The sequence below is a fragment of the Streptomyces sp. NPDC046197 genome (assembly GCF_040646295.1).
Lineage (GTDB): Bacteria > Actinomycetota > Actinomycetes > Streptomycetales > Streptomycetaceae > Streptomyces.
Window position 1 is genome coordinate 36,563 of record NZ_JBEYZY010000043.1, and the last position, 17,167, is coordinate 53,729.

Annotated in this window: 19 protein-coding genes and 4 pseudogenes; 12 read left to right on the forward strand and 11 right to left on the reverse strand. The window is 69.1% G+C overall.

Going from position 1 to position 17,167, the window contains the following annotated elements:
* Positions 1–276: 276 nt before the first annotated feature.
* Positions 277–1,128, reverse strand: coding sequence for a LysR substrate-binding domain-containing protein (locus AB0A61_RS35805; protein ID WP_361302081.1), 852 nt, complete (start codon positions 1,126–1,128; stop codon positions 277–279).
* 82 nt (positions 1,129–1,210) lie between these two features.
* Here AB0A61_RS35805 and AB0A61_RS35810 point away from each other — a divergent pair.
* From AB0A61_RS35810 to AB0A61_RS35830, 5 genes and pseudogenes are all read left to right on the forward strand, one after another.
* A pseudogene (locus tag AB0A61_RS35810) lies at positions 1,211–1,617 on the forward strand (cupin domain-containing protein); the annotation flags it as partial.
* 153 nt (positions 1,618–1,770) lie between these two features.
* Complete coding sequence (locus tag AB0A61_RS35815) at positions 1,771–2,628, forward strand: helix-turn-helix transcriptional regulator (RefSeq protein WP_361302131.1); 858 nt, start codon at positions 1,771–1,773, stop codon at positions 2,626–2,628.
* A gap of 181 nt (positions 2,629–2,809) precedes the next feature.
* Positions 2,810–3,739, forward strand: coding sequence for an NADP-dependent oxidoreductase (locus AB0A61_RS35820; RefSeq protein ID WP_361302084.1), 930 nt, complete (start codon positions 2,810–2,812; stop codon positions 3,737–3,739).
* A 41-nt stretch (positions 3,740–3,780) separates the two neighbouring features.
* On the forward strand, positions 3,781–4,848 hold the full coding sequence (locus AB0A61_RS35825; protein WP_361302087.1) for a kelch repeat-containing protein: 1,068 nt from the start codon (positions 3,781–3,783) through the stop codon (positions 4,846–4,848).
* Between the two features lie 257 nt (positions 4,849–5,105).
* Entirely contained in the window at positions 5,106–5,912 is an 807-nt protein-coding gene (locus AB0A61_RS35830) for a hypothetical protein (protein WP_361302090.1), read from the forward strand.
* A 242-nt stretch (positions 5,913–6,154) separates the two neighbouring features.
* Here AB0A61_RS35830 and AB0A61_RS35835 read toward each other — a convergent pair.
* The 3 genes and pseudogenes from AB0A61_RS35835 to AB0A61_RS35845 all read right to left on the reverse strand — a co-directional run.
* Positions 6,155–6,364 (reverse strand): annotated as a pseudogene (locus tag AB0A61_RS35835) (leucine zipper domain-containing protein); the annotation flags it as partial.
* 101 nt (positions 6,365–6,465) lie between these two features.
* A complete protein-coding gene (locus AB0A61_RS35840) occupies positions 6,466–6,687 on the reverse strand; it encodes a hypothetical protein (protein ID WP_361302093.1) in 222 nt (73 codons plus the stop codon).
* Between the two features lie 4 nt (positions 6,688–6,691).
* Positions 6,692–7,381 carry a recombinase family protein gene (locus tag AB0A61_RS35845; protein WP_361302096.1) on the reverse strand — a complete coding sequence of 230 codons (690 nt, stop codon included), beginning with the start codon at positions 7,379–7,381 and terminating at the stop codon, positions 6,692–6,694.
* A gap of 200 nt (positions 7,382–7,581) precedes the next feature.
* On the opposite strand from AB0A61_RS35845, the pseudogene AB0A61_RS35850 reads away from it, so the two are divergent.
* Positions 7,582–7,893 (forward strand): annotated as a pseudogene (locus tag AB0A61_RS35850) (hypothetical protein); the annotation flags it as partial.
* Between the two features lie 479 nt (positions 7,894–8,372).
* Here the strand turns inward: AB0A61_RS35850 and AB0A61_RS35855 are convergent.
* The 3 genes from AB0A61_RS35855 to AB0A61_RS35865 form a co-directional block, all read right to left on the reverse strand.
* On the reverse strand, positions 8,373–9,551 hold the full coding sequence (locus AB0A61_RS35855; RefSeq protein ID WP_361302099.1) for a PP2C family protein-serine/threonine phosphatase: 1,179 nt from the start codon (positions 9,549–9,551) through the stop codon (positions 8,373–8,375).
* A 204-nt stretch (positions 9,552–9,755) separates the two neighbouring features.
* Positions 9,756–10,100: a MerR family transcriptional regulator gene (locus AB0A61_RS35860; RefSeq protein WP_361302102.1), complete on the reverse strand. Its 345-nt coding sequence runs from the start codon at positions 10,098–10,100 to the stop codon at positions 9,756–9,758.
* Positions 10,101–10,839: 739 nt separating this feature from the next.
* Positions 10,840–10,980 (reverse strand): hypothetical protein, encoded by a 141-nt coding sequence (locus tag AB0A61_RS35865; RefSeq protein WP_361302105.1) that lies wholly within the window; start codon positions 10,978–10,980, stop codon positions 10,840–10,842.
* 185 nt (positions 10,981–11,165) lie between these two features.
* Here AB0A61_RS35865 and AB0A61_RS35870 point away from each other — a divergent pair, with 185 nt between their 5' ends.
* Positions 11,166–11,327, forward strand: a complete 162-nt coding sequence (locus AB0A61_RS35870) for an STAS domain-containing protein (protein ID WP_361302108.1) — start codon at positions 11,166–11,168, stop codon at positions 11,325–11,327.
* Between the two features lie 57 nt (positions 11,328–11,384).
* Here AB0A61_RS35870 and AB0A61_RS35875 read toward each other — a convergent pair whose 3' ends face one another.
* The 3 genes from AB0A61_RS35875 to AB0A61_RS35885 form a co-directional block, all read right to left on the reverse strand.
* Positions 11,385–12,215, reverse strand: a complete 831-nt coding sequence (locus AB0A61_RS35875; RefSeq protein WP_361302111.1) for an RNA polymerase sigma factor SigF — start codon at positions 12,213–12,215, stop codon at positions 11,385–11,387.
* Between the two features lie 323 nt (positions 12,216–12,538).
* Positions 12,539–12,682, reverse strand: coding sequence for a DUF6131 family protein (locus tag AB0A61_RS35880; protein WP_361302134.1), 144 nt, complete (start codon positions 12,680–12,682; stop codon positions 12,539–12,541).
* Between the two features lie 229 nt (positions 12,683–12,911).
* Positions 12,912–13,364 (reverse strand): ATP-binding protein, encoded by a 453-nt coding sequence (locus tag AB0A61_RS35885; RefSeq protein WP_361302114.1) that lies wholly within the window; start codon positions 13,362–13,364, stop codon positions 12,912–12,914.
* A 249-nt stretch (positions 13,365–13,613) separates the two neighbouring features.
* Between AB0A61_RS35885 and AB0A61_RS35890 the strand changes: the two genes are divergently transcribed.
* From AB0A61_RS35890 to AB0A61_RS35905, 4 genes and pseudogenes are all read left to right on the forward strand, one after another.
* Complete coding sequence (locus AB0A61_RS35890; RefSeq protein ID WP_361302117.1) at positions 13,614–14,069, forward strand: STAS domain-containing protein; 456 nt, start codon at positions 13,614–13,616, stop codon at positions 14,067–14,069.
* Complete coding sequence (locus AB0A61_RS35895) at positions 13,997–14,488, forward strand: hemerythrin domain-containing protein (RefSeq protein WP_361302120.1); 492 nt, start codon at positions 13,997–13,999, stop codon at positions 14,486–14,488. The genes AB0A61_RS35890 and AB0A61_RS35895 overlap by 73 nt, the downstream gene beginning before the upstream one ends.
* A 228-nt stretch (positions 14,489–14,716) precedes the next feature.
* Positions 14,717–15,262, forward strand: a complete 546-nt coding sequence (locus tag AB0A61_RS35900; RefSeq protein ID WP_361302123.1) for a TspO/MBR family protein — start codon at positions 14,717–14,719, stop codon at positions 15,260–15,262.
* A gap of 99 nt (positions 15,263–15,361) precedes the next feature.
* Positions 15,362–15,764, forward strand: a pseudogene (locus AB0A61_RS35905) (ATP-binding protein); the annotation flags it as partial.
* 213 nt (positions 15,765–15,977) lie between these two features.
* Here AB0A61_RS35905 and AB0A61_RS35910 read toward each other — a convergent pair.
* Positions 15,978–16,148 (reverse strand): hydrophobic protein, encoded by a 171-nt coding sequence (locus tag AB0A61_RS35910; protein WP_184966629.1) that lies wholly within the window; start codon positions 16,146–16,148, stop codon positions 15,978–15,980.
* Positions 16,149–16,286: 138 nt separating this feature from the next.
* Here AB0A61_RS35910 and AB0A61_RS35915 point away from each other — a divergent pair, with 138 nt between their 5' ends.
* On the forward strand, positions 16,287–16,460 hold the full coding sequence (locus AB0A61_RS35915; protein ID WP_361302126.1) for a CsbD family protein: 174 nt from the start codon (positions 16,287–16,289) through the stop codon (positions 16,458–16,460).
* Positions 16,461–17,167: the final 707 nt, after the last annotated feature.

Below are 17,167 nucleotides of genomic sequence, written 5' to 3' on the forward strand. Positions count from 1 at the left end.
GAGTTGCGTTGCACAGTCCTGTGACACGCGTCCGCCGGAGCCGACGGTGGTACGCCCTTGCCGGCAGCTCCGTCCCCGTCGGATCCGGCGGGCCGGCGGGCCGGCGGGCCGGCGGCCGCTGACGGGACCCGCTCACCCGGATGCCGGTTCGGTCACCCCGCCGAACCTGAACCCGCCGAACCCGGCGCCGCTTGTGCCCGGGCCCGCCACCCCCATGGAGTGCGTGGTTTACGGCTGTGACACGGGCGTGTGGTCCTCGGTGCCGGCCGGAGGCACTCAGACGCGGTAGGCGGCCGTCGCAATGTGGACGAACGACCGGATCAGCGGGTTCGCGTCGCCCTCGTTCCACGCCGCCACCACGCGGCTCGGCGCCATGTCGCTCAGCGGTACCACGACCAGCTCCTCGGGTTGGTCGTGTCCCAGCGGGGTCATCCCGACCGTGCCGTTCCAGAGCACGGCCTGCAGGCACTCCTGGACAGCGCGCACCACCGGACCCTCGCGGGTCTCGCCGCCGTTCCAGTACGACTGCCAGATCGGGTCGGTGTCCTCCGGGAACCTGAACCAGCGTCGGCCGGCCAGGTCGGCCAGCCTCAGGCGGTCGCGACGGACCAGCGGATCGTCGGCGCGCAGCACCGCGCCCACCGGGTCGGCACGCAACTCGAGCACCGCCAGGCCGGTCTCGTCGAACGGCCCGCGGGTCAGGGCCACGTCGACCAGTCCGGCGCGCAGCCCGCAGGTCGGATCGGTCAGGTCGGTCTCGCGGATGTGGACCTCGACGCCCGGGTGCCGTCGGCGGTAGGCGGCGGCCAGCCGCGTCGCGCCCGGGTCGGTGCTGTCGCCCAGGATGCCGACGGTGAGGGTGGCCGCGCCGGCCGCCGCGGCCACGCGTACGCGTACCCGGTCTGCCTGAGCGAGCAGGGTACGCGCCTCCTCGAGCAGTGCCGCCCCGACCCGGGTGAGCGTGACACCGGCGGCAGAGCGGTGAAACAACGCGGCGCCGACTTCGGTCTCCAGCCGCTTGATCGCCCGGCTCAGCGGCGGCTGGCTCATGTGCAGCCGGGCGGCGGCCCGGCCGAAGTGGAGTTCCTCGGCGACGGCTACGAAATAGCGCAGCGTGCGCAGTTCCATGACCGGCCACGATACCGGTGCGGTATCGGCATCACCCACTCGGTCTTGGACAGCCGAGTTGCTCGGGCGGTGGAATCGGAGCATGACGAACGAACCGCTGACTGGTGAACCGGTGGCCGACCCCGCCGTGTCGATGGTCGGTCCGGGTGAGGGTGAGGGTGAGGGTGAGACGATCCTCCCGGGGACCACGCAATTGCGCATTCTCGAGGACGGCAGCCCACCGGGCACCGTCTCGGGATCGGCGAGACGATCCTCGCCCCGCATGCGGACGGACCACCGCAGCACCGGCACGCCCAGCACGCCGAGAGTTTCCATGTCATCTCGGGCGCGGTGCGGTTCACGGTGGACAGAAGACCTCACGACACGACCGCGGGCACGCTCGTGATGATCCCGCCCGGAGCCCCGCACACCTTCGCCAGCGTGACCGACCAACCGGCCATCATGCTCAGCACTTTCACGCCGGACTTGTACGTGCAGTACTTCCGGAACCAGCTGCATCTGGGCCGAACGGCGTACGACTCGACGAGAACGCGGGGTCGGCACAGCAGCGGCTCAGCTCCCTCATCGGGCCGGGCGCCGCTGTGCGCAGCCAGGGGGCATTTCCCCCTGGTTGCCTCTGCCGGGCACCGAAATACTGAACGGGTGAATCTGCCTGAACTCGGAGCTTTCCTGAAGTCACGGCGAGCGAGGATCACCCCCGCGGAGGTCGGCCTTCCCACCGGCCCCCGGCGCCGGGTGCCTGGTCTGCGCCGCGAGGAGGTCGCCCAGCTCGCCGGAGCTTCGGTGGACTACTACATCGAGCTGGAACGGGGCCGCGGCCCGCAGCCGTCGACCCAGATGCTGGCCGCCCTGGCCCGTGCGCTGCGACTCGACGGCGACGAGCGTGACCACCTGTACCACCTCGCGGGCCGACCCGCACCGACGGCGATCGGCACCGCGGCGCACGTGCCACCGGCCATGCTGGCGCTGCTCGACCGGCTCGACACCAACCCGGCGCAGATCCTCACCGATCTGCACGAGACCCTGGTGCAGAACCGGCTCGCCGCAGCGCTGCTCGGTGCGCCCGTGCACACCGAGGGGCATGCGGCGAGTTTCGTGTACCGCTGGTTCACCGACCCCACCAGCCGGTCGCTCTATCCCGAGGAGGACCACCCGCACCATTCCCGGGTACTGGTGTCCGACCTGCGGGCCGCCGTGGCGCGCCGGGACCACGACCAACAGTCCGCGGACATGGTCGCCCGCCTGCGCCGGGCCAGCCGGGAGTTCGTCGCCCTGTGGGACTCCGGGGACGTCGCCGTACGCCGCGGCGACCGCAAACGCATCAACCATCCCGAGCTGGGCGTCGTCGACATCCACTGCCAGAACGTGTTCAGCGAGGACGGCCGGCAGCGCCTGCAGTTCTTCACCGCCCCGGCGGGTAGTCCGGCCGTCGAGCAGCTGCGCCTGCTCGCCGTCATCGGCACCCAGCAACTCGCCGACCATGAGCCCACCGCGCGGTAAGTAACCCGTACCGCGGCGCGCCGCCGCGCCAGACCACCGGCCCCTGGTCGGTCCGTTCCTCCCGGCGTCCACCGTGCCGTCGCGCAACACCTGCCACCGCCCAGACGTTACTGCGTTAGTCACAGACAGTAATTGATCAATGACAAAAAGTAATAACCCCCTTCTTCGTCAGGAGACAGTTATGCGTGTCATCACCCAGCAGGCCGTCGGCGACCCGGCCGTGTTGGAACTCGTCGAGGCCGCCTGCCCGGAACCGGGCTATGGACAGGTGCTGATCAGGACCGGAGCGGTCGGCGTCAATCCGGTCGACGCCCATGTGCGCTCCGGTGCCCTGCCGATGCTCGGCGAGCCGCCGTTCACCGTCGGCTGGGACATCGCCGGCACCGTGGAGACCGCCGGTCCCGGCGTGTCCGCCTTCGTCGCTGGTGACGAGGTCATGGGCATGCTGGCCCTTCCGGGGGCGGGCAACACCTATGCCGACTACGTCCTCGCCTCGGTCAACGAGATCGTCAGCAAGCCCGCCGGTCTCACCGTCGAGCAGGCGGCAGGTCTGCCGATGGCCGGACTGACCGCCTGGCAGAGTCTCGTCGGCCTAGCGCACCTCCAGCCCGGACAGCGGGTGCTGGTGCACCGCGCCGCCGGCGGGGTCGGCCATCTCGCCGTGCAGATCGCCAAGGCCCTGGGCGCCCATGTGATCGCCACGGCCAGCGCGGGCAAGCACGACCTGCTGCGCCGCCTGGGTGCGGACGAGCCGGTCGACTACCGCACCCGGGACTTCACCGAGGTCGGCAGCGTCGACGCGGTGTTCGACCTGGTCGGGGGCGAGTACGGTGCACGCTCCGCCCGCATCGTCGCCCCTGGCGGTGTGTTGGTCAGTGCCTGTCCCCAGGACACCGGGCTCACCCCGGAACTGATCACCGAGCTGGGCATCCGGCACGCCGTCACCTTCGTGCACCCGTCCGCGCCCGACCTGGCGCGGCTGACGGCCCTCGTCCAAGCCGGACGGCTCACCGTCCACGTCGACCAGGTGCTGTCGCTGGCCGAGGCGGTCAAGGCCCACGAGATCGTCGCGGCGGGCGCGGTCACCGGCAAGCTCGTCCTGGTGCCCTGATGACGGCCGCAATCGATCGTCCGGGTCCGGAAGGAGCCGCCATGAAACGGCGGACCGTGCTGTTCCTGGGTGCCGTCCTGGCGGCGGCCTCGACCGGGCGGGCGCATGCTCACCAGGACCACCCGGCGCCGCCCGGCGCGGTACCGACCGCGGCCGAGCCGTCGTACGGCACGGGATGGCGGCCGCTGGCCCCGATCGCGGGCGGGCCCCGGCAGGAACACGGCGTGGCCGCGGTCGGCGCCAAGGTCTACGTCATCGGCGGCATCATCACCGACCCGGCCGGCGGGTTCATCACCACCGGCCGGGTGGAGGTCTACGACACGCGACGTGACACCTGGTCGGACGCGGCACCGCTGCCCGTGGCCATGAATCACGCCAACGTGGCGGCAGTCGGCGGCAGGATCTACGTCCTCGGCGGGCTGTCCGGCGGGGCCTCATGGCAGTCCCTGCGCGACAGCTTCGTCTACGACCCGCGTACCGACCGGTGGGCACGGCTGCCGTCGATGCCCGCCGGCATCGCGCGGGGCAGCGCCGCGATGGGCGTGCACGGACCGAGGATCTACCTCGCGGGCGGCATGCGCACCTTGGTGCCGGGCCCCGGCGGCCTCCAGGACACCATGGACACGGTGTCGTCGTATGACGTCACAACCGGCCGGTGGGAGGCGCTGCCGAGCCTGCCGCAAGCCCGCGACCACGTCGGCGGGGCCGTCGTCGGCACGACGCTCTACGTACTCGGCGGCCGGGACCGGGGGCAGGCCAACGTGCGCGACACCGTCTACGCCCTCGACCTGCGCTCCCATCGGTGGTTCGAACGCGCCTCGATGCCGACCGCCCGCGGCGGCATCGCCACCGCGGCCGTGGGCACGAAGATCTACACTTTCGGCGGCGAGGGCAAACACGACGGTGCCGGCGCGGACGCCGTCTTCGCCGAGACCGAGGCGTACGACACCGTCCACGACCGCTGGCGACGACTCACCCCGATGCCGGTGCCGCGCCACGGTACGGCCGCCGTGGCCGTAGGTGGCACGATCCACATCCCCGGCGGCGGCATCACGGGCGGTGGCAGCCCGGTGGTCGTCAACGACGCCTACCGGCCCGCCCAGCAGTGAGCCCGCGGCCATCCGCACCGATGACCCTGTTGGTGATCGGGGACGTCGGTTGCGCTCCACAGGCCGACTGGTGAACAGGCGTTGCAGTGTCCGGGGACGATGACAGCGTCATCACGGGTCGACGTTCTTCCTCCCCTCGGCCCGCTCCCCCCCTGCATCGTGGTCACAACAACCGAGCACCACAGGGCACCGGGCATCCGCCACCGGCCCTTTCCATGAACTCATGCACGAATTCCAAGAAACGGGGACATACCACCATGGCTTCCACCCTCCACACGAGGTCCTTACTCGTCGCCGCCGCATTCCTCGCCGGCACCACGCTGCTGACCGCCTGCCAGGACAACGCCACGGGCGACCGCTCCTCGGCGAAGACCGATGCTCCCGCGGCGTCGGCGGAGGCGACGGCGGCAGCGGCGAAGTCCACGTCGAACAAGCCCAAGGGGGTCAGCGGGACCTTCACGGGCGGCACGGTGGAATACCTCGCACCCGGCAAGCACATCGTCAAGGCAGGCGGCAAGGAGCAGCAGTTCTTCGTCGCCGAGGACACCAAGATCTACGGCGCGGGCACCATCTGCGGCAAGTACAACCCCGCCGCCAACACACCCTGCACGGCTGACGACTTGGACAAGGCGCTGAATAAGGGATCCATCGCCGCAGACGTGATCATGAAGTACGGCGCTGCCGTCACGGTCACCGAGCGCCCGGCACCGGATGAGAGCACCTCTGCCGAGGACGGGGACGCCAACAGCTCGGACTCGACCATCGACGGCATCAACAAGGGCAAGGGCGTTTCCGGCACCTGGTTCGGCACCGTGAGCTACCTGGCGCCGGGCAAGTACACGGTGTCGGACCTGAAGGGCACCGAGCAGCAGTTCCTCCTCGCCGAGGACACCAAGATCTGGGGCTGGGGCGACATCTGCGGCGACGCCAACGGCGAGGAGGGCGGCCAGGGTGGCACCCAGTGCACCGAAGAGGAACTGGAGGCGGCCGCCAAGGGAGGCGGTGTGTCCGCGAAGGTCGTCGTGGTGAACGGCATCGCCACCACCATCACCGACGACCACTGACCCGGACCTCGCCGTGCCGACTGCGGGACGGGTACCCGGAGACGGAACGTCCGGGGCCGCGTGCTGCGGTGCGGAAGGAACGCCTACGCGACCGCCGTGCGGTGGACGCCGGCTCGTTCGCGAGGACGCGGGGATCGACCGACCGCGACACGCACCTTGATCTTCTCGAGGACCGGGATGAAGCGCGGGCCGCCCGGGGCCTGCCCGGGGTGAGGATGATGGACAGCGGGCGGCAGCAGTGCGGTGTGGTGTGGTGTGGTGTCGCCCGGGGCGATTGGCCGGCCGTGCAGCCCTTGCTCGCCTTCTGCCCGCCAGCGGCGGATCCACTGATGGGCCGTGGCGCGCGAGATGCCCGTCTCGGCCGCCACATGCGCGACCGGACGACCAGCGCAGACACGTTCGACGAGCAGTCGCCTGCCGTGCACGGTCAGCCGGGCATGACGGTGGGACACGAAGACCTCCGGTGCGGTGAAGACTCGACGCCTTCACCGCACCGGAGGTCTTCGCCATGATCAAGCCCGGCTGGTGTTGACAACGCTCGTGAGCAACACACCTAGCGTGCGGGGGCGCGCACGGCCGTGACGAAGCCAGTGCCGGACGGGTTGTCCGTGGGCCGGCCGTAGTGGGCTGCGACGGCGTCGAGTGGATGGAACTCGGTGCGCCAACCGTGGGCGTCCAGCCAGTCGGCGGTGCCGCAGCCCAGGCCACCCTTCCACAGCGAGGCGATGTGAGCGATGGACGGGTAGCGGTCGCGGTTCTCGGGCCGGATCGGCATGTGGTCACCGCTCCCCGGCTTCGAGCTGCTGGGGGACGGTTCCGGCCCGCAGCTCGCGGAGGTCGGGGATGTGGTGGTAGAGAGTGCCCGGGGAGACACCGAGGAGCTTGGTGATCGAGGTGATGGAACGGCCGGGGTCGGGCAGCAGGTCGCGGGCGGCCTTGATGATCCCCTCGGTGGCGACGGTGGGGCGTCCGCCGGTGCGGCCGCGGGCGCGGGCGGCGGCCAGGCCCTCGCGGGCGCCCTGGACGATGAGGTCGCGGATGAACTCGGCGAGGGCGGCGAAGACGTGGAAGACGAGCCGGCCGCCGGGTGTGATGGTGTCGAGGCTCTCGTGCAGCGAGGTGAAGCCGATGCCGCGCTCGCGCAGTACGGCGACCATGTTGATGAGGTCCTGGAGGCTGCGGCCGTAGCGATCGAGTGATGGGACCACGAGGGTCTCGCCGGCGTCGAGGAAGACGTGGCACGCCTTCAGCTCCGGGCGCAGGTCGGTCTTGCCGGACTTCTTGTCCGCGAAGATCTTCCGGCACCCGGCAGCGGTGAGGGCGTCGATCTGCCGTTCGAGCCTCTGCCCGCCGGTCCCCCTTCGCGTCGGCCACCTCCCGGCCCGGAGCGCCGTCGAAAAAGGAGAAGTTGCTGGCGCCTTCCAGCGTCCGGGTACGGTCGGCGGCCTCGCACGCCAGTCGTCGAGCATCCTCGAGATGCCCGTCCGGTGAGGCGGAGGCGGCTGCTGCAGCGAGCGCCTGCACTTGCTCGACCGGGTTCCGCAGACTCCGTGCCAACTGCGCGCCGTCACCCTGCCGGCCGCCCGAAGAGGCCGCGCACCGTGTCCGCGAGCAGCTGCACTCCCGCGCCCGCTACGGCGGAGCCGATCCCTTCGGCGAAGACTGGGACTACTTCCTCGCCGCGAGCGTGGACGCCTCTCAGCAGGGCGACTTCTGGTCCAAGGCCAGATCCAACATCCTCGCTCAACTCCTCCTCGCCGCGGCCCTCGATGAGCGGCCGATCACCGACGTCATGCAGTGGCTGGCCTTCCCCGCCGACCGCACCCCGCTCGACATCCTCCGCAACCACCAATTCGCGGCCGTCGCCGCCCAGCTCAAGGGCACCGTGGAGGGACCGCCGGAAACCCGGGACGGCATTTACGAGACCGCCCGCCAGTACGCCGCCGCGCTGCTGAACAGCGAGATCGCCGCCTGGGTCACCCATGCTCGACCTGCGCCCGTGGTACCTGGAGCCCGGAGCGCAGGAGCTGTCGGCGGCGTACGCCCGCGCGTCGAAGGCGATCACCGGCCGCGCCGTGGCTAAGCACGCGCCGACGCAGGACGACTTCGGGCTGGCCACGTGATACTCGACCTCTTCGCGGGGCCGGGCGGCTGAAGCAGAGCACTGGGCGTCCTCGGCGTGCGCGACGTCGGTCTTGAATGGGACGAGGGGGCCTGCAAAACCCGCGCTGCTGCTGGGCAGGTGACGGTCCGGACCGACGTGGACCGCCGGCTGCGCGCCGAGGTGGAGCGGTTGCGCAGCTGTCGCCGCTGCCAGGGCTGCGCCCGGGGGGGCTGCTTTGGGTGTGGTGCTCATCCGACGCTGCTTACTTGCTTTGTACCGCGACGCACAGCCGTCGACCACGTGACCGTACGCGGCCGCGGGGAGCGAGCTGTGGTGCTTGATCAGCGAACTGGACCCTACCCGTTTTCGCACTGCGAACCGTGCCAGTCCAGGATGAGGACAGTGGCGTCGTCCCTGAGGTTTCCCCGACAGGCATCCAGTACCGCGGTGGTCAGGCTGCGCACGGCTTCCCTGGGATGTGAGGTGCGGGTGTCCCACACGAGGGATGCCAGGTCGACGGCTCCGGCGCCGCGTTCCTGCATGCCGTCAGTGAGCAGGATCAGACGGTCGCCGGGGAGAAGCTGGAGTTCCTGGACACGGTAGGAAGTGGGGGCTGCCACGCCGAAGGGGAGGTTGGCTGCGAGCTGGACCTCTTCGACCTCGGTGGCGCCTTTGCGTAGGCGCAGAGGCCGGGGATGCCCTGCGTTGACCAGTTCGCAGGTCCCCGTTGTGAGGCCGATGCACAGCAATTGGCCAGTGGCCAGGCCGCGGCTGTGGGTCAGCAGGGCGTCGTGGGCGTGTTGCGCCTGCTGGAGTGCGTCACAGCCGCTGCGGCGGGCGCCGCGCATAGCGCCGACCAGGAGCGTGGCGATCAGCGCGGAGTTGGTGTCGTGGCCCATGGCGTCGGTGATGGACAGATGCAGTGTGTCGCGATCGAGTGTGTAGTTGTAGGTGTCGCCGCCGATGTCGTCGGCCGGCACCAGCCCTGCCGCGAGGGTGAATTGGGGAGCCTCGCAGCAGGAGGCCGAGGGAAGCAGTTGGTGCTGGATCTCGGCGGCCAGGCTGGTCTGGGTGGTGCGCCGACCCGCGTGGTACAGGTCGGTGAAGCGGCGATCCGTGACGATGATGTAGGCCAGTGCGTGCGCCGCGTCTTCGATCTGCGCGAGCACGGTGTCGTCGGCGTTCTGCAGCGTAGCCTCCAGCAGACCAATGCAGTCGCCGCGGTTGGTCACCGGCGAGATCACGCGCCGCCCGCCCTGGCCGTCCGGTTCCACGTGCTGGCACTGGCTGCGCAGGACTGCGTCGTAGACGCTGCTCTCCAGGTCGATCCGCTCGGCAGCGCCCCCCATGTCATCCTCGGCCTGTGTGGTCAGGCGCAGCAGCCGCCGACCCACGAGGTCGACGAACAGGAACGACACACGCTCCGCCCCGAAGCGCTTGCGCAGGTCGTCCGCAAGTACCTCGACGGACTCCCCGGGCGGTGCCGCCTCAGCGGCGGCCAGAAGCTGCCCCAGTTCCAGATCCCCGCCACCCATGGCAACCTCCTATCGGTTGCCGCTCCTTCTTCCCCGGGTTCGTCCCTCGTCACCCACTACATGCATCACGCCCGCTCGCGGTTCTCTCCTCCGGCGGAGTTAGGCGACGCGTTGAGCCCGCCTGAGCTGCGGAACGGCGATGCGTTCCCTCAGCGGCCTCGTCCGCCGGCATTGCACCAGTTGCCTCGGGTTCGGGCGTTCTGATCAGGCTGATGTCTTCGGCTGAGGCTTGCCGCCCTCGGCGCGCAGTTGCTCGTTGATGCGCTGCGCCTCTTCGAGCTGGTCTTCGAGGATAACGATGCGGCAGGCGGCCTCTATGGCGGTGCCCTGGTCGACGAGTTCGCGGGCGCGGGCGGCGATGCGCAGCTGGTACCGGGAGTACCGGCGATGGCCGCCCTCGGAGCGCAGCGGGGTGATCAGGCGGTGTTCACCGAGGGCACGGAGGAAGGCAGGGGTGGTGCCGAGCATCTCGGCGGCCCGGCCCATGGTGTAGGCAGGGTAGTCGTCATCGTCGAGAGGGCCGACGGGACGGGAACCGGCAGGCGGCATAGACCTCTTCTTTCGGGGACGCGTCGGGGGGCCCGGGTGCCAGTACGGCACCCGGGCCCCGAGCTTTCAACACCATCTACCGGCGCGCACTGCGCCGGCCTTCTTTTTCCGCAGGTGCCGCCCGGGAGGGCGGGGTTGCGGGGATCGCGAATGCGTGACCGGGGACCACCTTCCAATCCGAGGCCTTGCGGTACCCGGGCGGACTGATTCCTCGCCCGGGCGATCCTGATGGCGTCCTGCTCCTTACCTTTCGATTACGCGGATACCGCGGGTGCTGCTCACAGCCCCGCTGGGGCCGTGTCCTTCTGGTCTACCTGCACAGCAGTTCGTGCCTGCTGTGCCCACTTCGACTTCTGGGTACGGAGACAACGCTAACCCCGCAGCGGCGGAATGTCTACTGCTGCCATGACAGTTTTTCTCCGTGGATGGCGCGTGTGCTTCTACCGCAGGTACACCAGGACGAGTGCCCACTCGAATGGCGGTCCCTCTTCCTGCACAGCAGTCCTCGGTGAGACCGGCCCGGTGCTCGCCCTCGCTGAACGGCCTCCCAAGCCGCGTACATCCACCGCCACACCCACACACGGAGGCGCGGATCAGGACCGCTCTCCGACGGGAGATGCTGTGAGACGTGGCCGCGCACGAGCCACGTTCAGCTGCACAAGGACGGGGCCGGTCCCGTACTTACGAGCATTGGTGACCAGCTCGCTGATCACCAGTTTGGGTCAGGCGCACGATCCGCTCAGAGACCCCAGCCGGGGGAGGCCAGCTGCATCCTGGGTGGGGAAACGGCGGCCCGGTGGCGGGCTGCGGCGATGCTGACTCCGCCACCGGCCATGGCGATCGTCATCTCCGGGGCACCGCCCTCCACCCGGTCCGGCACCGTTCCGTTCCTGTGCACCGTCGTGCCGGGGCAGGTACCAGGCCCGTCAGCATGTGTAGGTGCCAGGGCCATCCGGGTACCCCGCGCAGACGGCCTTCCGCCCGGAAGGTGCAAGGATGCCGACGTCGGCGACGGTTGTCGAGGAGAGCGTGTAAGGCATCGACAGGCCGCGAGAAGGCAACCAATTGTCGATCACGCGCGGCACCGGGAGCCGGCTACGGCTGGCAGCACCCAGTGCCTCCGTCGCACGCCTCTTCCAGATCGTCGGTCTCGATGACGTCATAGCCTGTCACCCCACTGTTCGCGACGCCTTGCACCCCTGGCCTCGGGGCCGTGGCGCCAGATAACGCCTGATGCCCGCCACGGTTGTGGCGGGCATCGGGCGGGGTGCGGACAGCCGGCTTTCAGCCGGTGGTGAGCAGGCCCTCTCGCAAGCGAGCGAGGCAGCGGGACAGGAGCCGGGAGACGTGCATCTGGGAGACGCCCAGGCGCCCGCCGATCTGGGCCTGGGTGAGTTCTTCCACGAAGCGCATGTGGATGATCTGCCGGTCGCGCTCATCCAGGTCAGCGATCAGCGGGGCCAGGGAGTGGAAGTCCTCCACCAACTCCAGGTCGGTGTCTTCGACGCCGATGAAGTCCTGGAGGACGCTCTCGCCGTCCTCGCTGCTGCCGATGGCGGCGTCCAGGGAGGAGGAGTTGTAGCCGTTCGCGGCCAGACGGGCCTCCATCACCTCGTCCTCGGGCAGGCTCATCAGCTCCGACAGTTCCTTGACCGTCGGTGTGCGGCCCAACCGGCTTCGCAGTTCTTCCGTGGCCCGGGCCAGCTGGACGCGGGCCTCCTGCAGCCGCCGGGGAACGTGCACGGCCCAGGTGGTGTCGCGGAAGAACCGCTTGATCTCCCCGACGACGTAGGGGATCACGAAGGAGGTGAACTCCACCTCGCGGGACAGCTCGAACCGGTCGATCGCCTTGATCAGGCCGATCATGCCGACCTGGACGATGTCCTCCATCTCCTCCGGTCCGCGGCTGCGGAAGCGGCCGGCCGCGTAGCGGACCAAGGACATGTTCATCTCGATCAGCGTGTTGCGCGCGTAGCTGTACTCGGGCGTGCCCTCCTCCAGCACTGCCAGCTGCTCGAAGAACAACCTGGAGAGTTCGCGGGCATCCTTGGGCGCCACCCGGGTGGGGTCGGCGACTTCGGGCAGCTCGGTGGTCTGCCTGTCCAGCGTGCTCATGAGCGCCATGTAGGTCCTCTCCCGGATTCGAACTCGTGCCACGGCCCGCTTCGGCTACCCCTTCATTTTCCACCCATGCCTGCCACCACGCGATCGAGGGGTAGGGCTGTGAGCTGGCACGTCTCCCCGCTGAGAGGCCACCCGCCCGGTCCGGCCGGAGAACCCGCCGGCGTTCCGGAATCGGCCTGGCGGCGCTCGTGCTGCGGGTGGAGCAGGGTTGCGACCGGAGCCGGGGCGGCGCCCCGTCGGCACAGGCCAGCCAGTAAGCGGGTCACTGGTGCAGTGGCGTCGGGGTCCTCGGATTGGGCCCCCGGTCGGGGGCGTCAGAGAGCGTACCAGTAGTGGCGTCGGCCGCCGACGGCGTGCCCCACGCAGCCGAGGAGGAGCAGGATGATCCCGATGACGAGCAGGATGATCCCGATCGTCCACAGAATGCCGACGTGCACAACGAACTCGGCGATGCCCAGGCCAGCGCGGTTGCACCGAGATACGAGCAGCTGACACAGCCCCACTGGTCGTTCCACCTCATCCAGCGACCAGCGCAGCACCGACGGCCGTACATCGGCCGCGACGGCGGCCCTCCCGCGAGAAAACGAGCGACTCAGGAATGTTAGAGAAATACCGTCACACGAACGCCAGGGCCCGCGACGTGCTGATGGCTTCCCTCGGCTGTCGGCCGTCGAGCCTGGCGGTCGCTCACCTGCTGGTCCAAGCGCTGACGCCGAGCGGATCGTCCGTCAGGGCCAAGCGGGCGGTGATGCGCTTACCGACCGGCTCCCGCGTGGCTTCAAAGCCCTGGCAGACTGCCATGACGATCTCCAGACCATGCTGCCCCACCCGGCCCACATCGGCGGCCCGAGCTACCGGCAGCACTGGATCGGAGTCCCACACCTGGACCTCCACCAGATCACCGGCGATCCGCAGATCCAGCAGGATCGGGCCGACGGCATACTTCTGCGCGTTGGTGACCAGTTCGCTCACCACCAGCTGCGTCACCTCCACAGCTCGCTGGGAGACCGCGATACCGTGCTCGGCGCGCATCCGGGTCAGGAAACCGGAAGCCGTGTGGCGGGCCTCGGCGATGCAGGGGCCCTGCCCGTCCAGAGCCACCGCGAGGCTCAGGAGAGCGCCGTGTGAGTGGGGCGTCATGCTGTCCTCGCCCCCCAAGGCCCGTTTCATCCGCACCGCCTCTACTACCTCATGCCTCCAGGCCCAGGTACCCGTGATCGGGCCGGACAACCCAGGGCGATCGGACTGTTGGCCGGGCCACACAGCGGCGGCGCCTCATACGATGCCGGGCATCGCTCAGGAAAAAATGCACGTCGTAGCCGAGATCGAGGAGGCTGAGTAAACCGCTGTGGAAACCGAGAACGGCACCGGCCCGAACCTCTGGAAGTCGTGTCCACCGCCACCGATGGCGTCACCGTCGTGACCGTGACCGGCGAGATCGACCACACCAGCACCGGCCCCCTCATCCAGGCTCTGGACCTCGGCGCTCTCGGCGCCAGGCCCCACGCCGTCGTCGACATGCGGCACGTGACCTTCATGGACTCCAGTGGTATCAACGTCCTGCTCGCCGCCCGCCTCAACCTCGCCTCGACAGGCGGCTGGCTGCGCCTGGCCGACGCACAAGACTCCGTGATGAGGATTGACATGCTGTCAAAGGGTCAGGATTGGACCGGTGGCGAGAGTCGTTGCTGCGGAGTCGGGAAGCCATCAATGCGGACGGTGAGGGTAGGCGGTAGTCACTTCAACCGTTCACACGAAAGTGGTGCCCTGTCATGGCCGAGTCCCAGGACGTCGTCGAGCTCATCCTTCAGGACCACCGGCGCATGGAAGATCTGTTCCGGCTGATGCGCAGCGTCGAAGCCGACCGGGCCGACGCGCTCCAGGAATTCGCGGACCTGCTGATCGCCCACGCACTGGCCGAGGAGGCCAAGGTCTATCCGGCCCTGAAGAGGTACAAGAACATCGACGACGAAGAGGTCGAGCACGGCGAGCATGAGCACGACGAGGGCAACAAGGCCCTTCTGAACCTCCTGGAGGTGGAGGAGGTCGGCTCCGAGGAGTGGGACTCCAAGCTGGAGGAACTGGTGGAAGCCGTCACCCACCACGCCGACGAGGAGGAACGCACCATCCTCAACGGCGCGCGCGAGAACGTGGCCATGGAGCGGCGAGAGGAACTGGGAGCGGCGTTCCGGGAGGAACGCGAGCGTCAGCTGAAAGCCGGCTGCGGTTCGGCCGACAACGTACGCCGTATCGTCACCTCCTGACCGCACCCCGTCGCGAGGCGTCCCGCGCCGGGCTCAGGCCCAGGCACCGGGTCCGCCTGCAAGGCCCGGCCCGGCGCGCCGTCCCCATCTGGGGAGGGTGAACGCGATGCCCAGGAACAGGGCGATTCCCGTCGGTCACCGCTGGCATGCACTTCGCGTCTGACAACTGGTCAAGCGGCCGACGGTCGGAGTCCTTCTGATAGGAGCTGGGCGGCGGGGGGAAGCTCTATGAGCATGAGGCTGATCAGCGAGCATGGCGGTGAGAAGCTGGGCGTTCGACCGTGGATGCGCTTCGGCGCCGTCGGTGTGGCCGTGACCACCGCTGCTGCGGTGGGAGGGCGAGCCGTCGATGCCGACAGCGCCTGGTACGGGTCGCTGCGCAAGCCTGGGTGGCAGCCGCCGTCGTGGGCGTTCGGTGTCGTCTGGACACCGCTGTACGCGACGATCGCCTACGCTGGCGGTCGCGCGCTGGGCGCCGCCGGTGACCGGCGCCGGCGCACGCGCCCGGCCGCGAGTCTCGCCATCAACCTCACCCTCAATGCCGGATGGAACTGGCTCTTCTTCAGCCTGCGCAGCCCCCAAGCCGGCCTGGTCGGCACTGTACTGATCGACCTCAGCAACGTGGAACTCATCCACCGCATGGCACGGACGAACTGGGCGGCAGCCAGAGCTCTGCTGCCCTACGCAGCCTGGTGCGGCTTCGCCACAGCCCTCAACGGCTCCATCGCCCGGCAGAACCCGAAGGCAACCGCGGTGGCGCGGCACTCACCGTGAAGAAGTTCGCGCTCCGGATCACCGCTGCCAGCTCACGTTGGGGCCGCTGTGTGCCGGGCAGACGGGACAAGAACCCGATGGTTGGCTGAAGGAGAGACCGTGGCGCAGGACTCATCCCTCAGGGCTGTCGGACGGGCGCGTTCGTTGCCGATCAGCAGCGGAGTGAGGGAGGCCAGGGACTGGACGCGTACGCACATGATCACACTCGGCTGGGACCGGACAGCACCTGATCTGGTGGACTCGGTCGTACTGACCGTCTCGGAGTTGGTCACCAACGCCCATGTCCACGCCCGCAGCGCCGCGCAGCTCATCCTCACCTGAGACGAGGAATGCCTGCACGTGACCGTGCATGACGCCTCAAGGCAGTTGCCCCAGCAACGCCACGCGGACGACGGCACCCTCGGGGGGGCGCGGGCTGCTCCTGGTCGACGCCCTCGCCGACGGCCGGCAGGTCCGCCGTTGCCCCCATGGCAAAGACATCACCGCCTGCTTCCAACCGCCCACCCCAGGCAGGCGACATAGGCGGAGCCAGGGATTGTCAGAGGCCGCCGCGCAGATTCCTTCAGCGCGTACCCATCCCGCCCCCGGCCGCACCACGTCTGCCATTTCCCCTTTGAGACTCGCCTGGTGCTTCTCGTGTGCGCAGTCGTCAGCCAAGCCCGTAGGGCCTGGCCGGTAACGGCCAGGCCCTACGAAGGGGTGGGTACGGGTCAGGTCACCATCGATACCAGCGGCCGCGGCCACCCCCGGCGCTCGTGGAGCGCATGACGAAGCCGAGTAGCCACAGAACCAGGACGGCGAGGGCCACCCACCAAAGGATCTTGACGGCAAAACCGGCACCGAACAGGACGAGTGCGAGAAGCAGAACGAGCAGCAAGGGAACCATGGTTATCGACCTCCTGAGCCGCCGTATGCCCCGCGAGTGTTCCTTCATTCCACAGCTGTGGCTCGTTTGTGCAGGGAGAGCCGGGGCACAGGCGGGTTACAGCGAAAACGGCACGTAAGTAATGAGGAGGCGCATTCCATGACTGCCGGTGAAAAGGCCAAGGCGAAGACCGAGCAGGCCGAGGGCAAGGCAAAGGAGGCCGCGGGAAGCGCCATCGGGAATGACCGCATGGCCGCCGAAGGACAGGCCGAAAAGAGCACGGGCGATGCCCGTGAGGCAAAGGAGAAGGCCAAGGACGCCTTCAGGCACTGACGACACCTCTGTTCTTCGAAGGGCCTTCCCGTGCATGCCCCGGGAAGGCCCTTCCAGGTGTCTCGGCGGAAGCGGTTGCACCCGCTGTCACTCGGCCCACCCAGGCTGCGCTGCCGCGTGCCGGGCGAGGGCCTCACCGGTCTGGGCACGCCTGACCCACGGTGGCACCTATGAAGCCCCGTGCACCGGCCCGCCAGGCCCCATGCCCGCCCACGATTCAAGACCATCGGCGCACGGAGGTGAGCGCCCGCGTACAGGCGATCTACGGGCTCCCCACGGCCGGTTGGGCGTCCTATTGGTCAACAACGGCCATTGTTGTGTCACTGCCCGGTGAGCACACCCCGTCCTCAGGAATGCGGGACGGCGTCGCTGTCGCAGCGGGTGGGAAAGATCTGGTCGAGGCCGACGATGCGCAGGGTGCGTAGCGTGTGAGTGGGTACGGCTGCGAGTGCGTCTCTCAGGCCCCGCCCACTGGTCCAATTTGACCCCGGATCCTCCACATTCCGCCCGCCGCCTTCACACACCGGTTTGCGATCGCAGTAGGTCAGTGCCTTATCGCTCGTGACTCTCCGGCGCCCCCTGCTTCCTGGCGCGCTTCTGGCAGGCCGGTCCACCTAGTGCCCCGGCAGGCAACGTTCGCCCCGTCGCGACGCCCGGCACGCACTCTCGCCGCACCGGCCGAAAGCCCAAGTACGTCCAGTACGAGG

Bases quoted from the DNA above. Each gene is read 5' to 3' on its own strand.
- AB0A61_RS35820 (WP_361302084.1), top strand. From the start codon at position 2,810: ATGCGTGTCATCACCCAGCAGGCCGTCGGCGACCCGGCCGTGTTGGAA.
- AB0A61_RS35855 (WP_361302099.1), bottom strand. From the start codon at position 9,551: ATGGGTGGCGGGGATCTGGAACTGGGGCAGCTTCTGGCCGCCGCTGAG.
- AB0A61_RS35875 (WP_361302111.1), bottom strand. From the start codon at position 12,215: ATGAGCACGCTGGACAGGCAGACCACCGAGCTGCCCGAAGTCGCCGAC.
- AB0A61_RS35885 (WP_361302114.1), bottom strand. From the start codon at position 13,364: ATGACGCCCCACTCACACGGCGCTCTCCTGAGCCTCGCGGTGGCTCTG.
- AB0A61_RS35915 (WP_361302126.1), top strand. From the start codon at position 16,287: ATGACTGCCGGTGAAAAGGCCAAGGCGAAGACCGAGCAGGCCGAGGGC.
- AB0A61_RS35830 (WP_361302090.1), top strand. From the start codon at position 5,106: ATGGCTTCCACCCTCCACACGAGGTCCTTACTCGTCGCCGCCGCATTC.
- AB0A61_RS35895 (WP_361302120.1), top strand. From the start codon at position 13,997: ATGGCCGAGTCCCAGGACGTCGTCGAGCTCATCCTTCAGGACCACCGG.
- AB0A61_RS35900 (WP_361302123.1), top strand. From the start codon at position 14,717: ATGAGCATGAGGCTGATCAGCGAGCATGGCGGTGAGAAGCTGGGCGTT.
- AB0A61_RS35910 (WP_184966629.1), bottom strand. From the start codon at position 16,148: ATGGTTCCCTTGCTGCTCGTTCTGCTTCTCGCACTCGTCCTGTTCGGT.
- AB0A61_RS35845 (WP_361302096.1), bottom strand. From the start codon at position 7,381: ATGCTCGACGACTGGCGTGCGAGGCCGCCGACCGTACCCGGACGCTGG.
- AB0A61_RS35825 (WP_361302087.1), top strand. From the start codon at position 3,781: ATGAAACGGCGGACCGTGCTGTTCCTGGGTGCCGTCCTGGCGGCGGCC.
- AB0A61_RS35840 (WP_361302093.1), bottom strand. From the start codon at position 6,687: ATGCCGATCCGGCCCGAGAACCGCGACCGCTACCCGTCCATCGCTCAC.
- AB0A61_RS35860 (WP_361302102.1), bottom strand. From the start codon at position 10,100: ATGCCGCCTGCCGGTTCCCGTCCCGTCGGCCCTCTCGACGATGACGAC.
- AB0A61_RS35805 (WP_361302081.1), bottom strand. From the start codon at position 1,128: ATGGAACTGCGCACGCTGCGCTATTTCGTAGCCGTCGCCGAGGAACTC.